Annotated in this window: 2 protein-coding genes; both read right to left on the bottom strand. The window is 65.7% G+C overall.

Annotation, left to right across the window (positions count from 1 at the left end):
- Positions 1-317: 317 nt before the first annotated feature.
- A complete protein-coding gene (locus KJ554_00585; GenBank protein ID MBU0740826.1) occupies positions 318-587 on the bottom strand; it encodes an RNA-binding protein in 270 nt (89 codons plus the stop codon).
- Between the two features lie 156 nt (positions 588-743).
- A partial coding sequence (locus KJ554_00580) for a hypothetical protein (GenBank protein ID MBU0740825.1) occupies positions 744-2,299 on the bottom strand: 1,556 nt, incomplete at its 5' end.

Genomic DNA, 2,299 nt, shown 5'->3' with positions numbered 1-2,299 from the left:
TTGCTGGCCGCTGTTGATGACGTCAAAGGAGCCGCAGGACGCACAGCGCAAGCTCCCGGGCTTGTGGGCGATCCGAAAGGTGATCCGGCCGCCATCGAACAGTGCCCTGACATGCTGGTAGTCCTGCAGACCCCATCCGTGGTAGAGTAAGGACGTGGACATGCTTCGTTTGCCTCCTTGCTGAAGCGTCGTAACTTCATAGGAGACTGGCATGTCCACATTTTTTCAACCCTCAACTACGCAAGAACCGGAAGAGCCATGAAAAAACACCCCTCGCCGCGGGGCGAGGGGTGTCGATTTCGCGATTTCGAGTCTGACTACCAGGCGGGACGGGGACGCCGGGGCTCGCGGGGGCGGGCCTCGTTGACCGTCAGCGCGCGGCTGTCAACTTCCTTGCCGTTCAACTCTTCGATGGCGCGGCGACCGGAATCGTCCTCGGCCATCTCCACGAAACCGAAGCCGCGGGGGCGCCCGGTATCGCGATCGGTGATCAGGGCGACGTCATCGACCTGACCATACTGGCCGAAGAGGTTGCGGATCTCGTCTTCGGTCGTACGGAAATTGAGGTTGCCAACGTAGATCTTCACTGAATCTCATCCTTTGCTTCGCCGGGGACTGACGCGGGACCGATCGGGAACCGGAGGCAGGACCTGGCAGGTTTGATACGAGGGCCTTATTCGCCCAACAGCACGAATATATCAAGTATTATGAAAATGCACAAGTGGATTCGTGCGCCGTATACCTCATAAGCGGCTGGTAATCCTCATCTCCAGGCCGTTGAAGTCGGGGACGAGATAGCAGGTGCCGGAGGTGCAGGCCGTGCCGCCGCGCCGCTGTCCGGCGAAGACGCTGGCCTCGTGGCTGGTGCCGATCAGCAGCGTCGCGTAGGCGCCCAGCCAGCGGCGTGGCGCGGACTCGATGACATCGTAGGTCAGGCCGTCGTCCTTCTCGGCCGGATCGTTGGAGAATTCGGCCGTCACGCCCACCGAACCCACACCTGCGCGGCTGACGCCCGCGCTGCAGAAGATGTTCTCGAATCGCTCTTCCGTGTCGAAGATCTCGCGTTTGACCTTCTGGTATTCGAACGAGACGAGCAGGGCCAGCAGCTCGCCGAGGTCGCGATCCACCGAACCGCCCACCGTCCAGTGGTCGGCGATGCTCTCGACCTCGTCCTGGCCCACGGCGGCGAAGATCTCGCCCCGCGTCGCCGCGTGCGCCGGGCTCTCCAGTCCGATGAAGTTCAGGCGGTAGTCGCGCGGTCCGTTGACCTGGTTCATGGCGTGCGCCGATTCGAGCTGCACGGTCCAGTCGCCCGGCAGGGCGCCCATCGCCGATATCTGATGCCCGCGCTCGTCGTTCTGCAGCAGGAAGTGCGACATGCGGTTGAGCAGGTGCTGGCGCATCTCGGGGACGAGATTCGGCGGATCGTTCACCCCGATCGCGAAGTCCCGGTAGTCCTTGGTCTCGAAGCTGAGGCCCCAGCGGCCGTAGCTGAGCTCGGTGGCGGTGTAGAGGGCGTGAGGCGTCTCATCGCCCGTGTCGAGCCCGTCCGAGAGGGGGCGCCAGCCGCGGCCGGCATATTCCATGTAGAAGCTGGCCTCGGCGCCGCTCGCGCTCAGCGCTGGGACCAGGGGGGACAGGCGCAGCGTCAGGTCGGCGCCGCCCAGCTCCTCCAGCCCGTCGGCGGCGATCATCTCGGTCCGCAGGTAACCCGCGCCGACCTCGAGGCCGCGGTGCAATCTGAACGCGGCGTGCCCGCCGCTGACGGAGCCCTGCCGCCGCGGCAGCGAAAAGTCCGCGAGGCCGTGGGGGAACTCCGGGTAACGCACGGGTTCGCCCGCCAGCACCGTCGCGCGCACGGGGCCGCGGTCCGCTTCAAGGACGAAGCCGTCGAGGTCGCGGCTGTCCACGTACTTCGAGGGCGGGAAGACGGCGTCCTGGACGACGCCGGTCAGCTCGAAGGCGCGAAAGAGCAGACCCCGTCCCAGGGTGGCGTAGCCGCTGCCGACGCGCAGGTGGATCCCGTCGTCGCGCCAGTCCACGAATTTCTGCGTGATCTCGTCGTAGGCGGAGGATATGAAGCCGTCGTCTCGCGATGGCCGGAAGCTCTCCGTGCGCAGCCCCACGCGCCAGGCGTCGTGGGAATACTCCAAGTTGAACTGATCGAAGATCTCCGTGAGCGTGTCGGGATCGGTGCCGGGATCCCTGCCCACCTGGTACAGGAGCAGGTTCGACGCGCGGACCTGTCCCGCAGACTCGGCACCGGCGCCCGGCCAGCCGGCGGCCGCGACCGCCGGTG

It is taken from the genome of bacterium, from assembly GCA_018814885.1.
Taxonomy (GTDB): Bacteria; Krumholzibacteriota; Krumholzibacteriia; order LZORAL124-64-63; family LZORAL124-64-63; genus JAHIYU01.
Note: the sequence above shows the minus strand (reverse complement) of the source record. Positions and strands in the feature narration are given on the sequence as shown.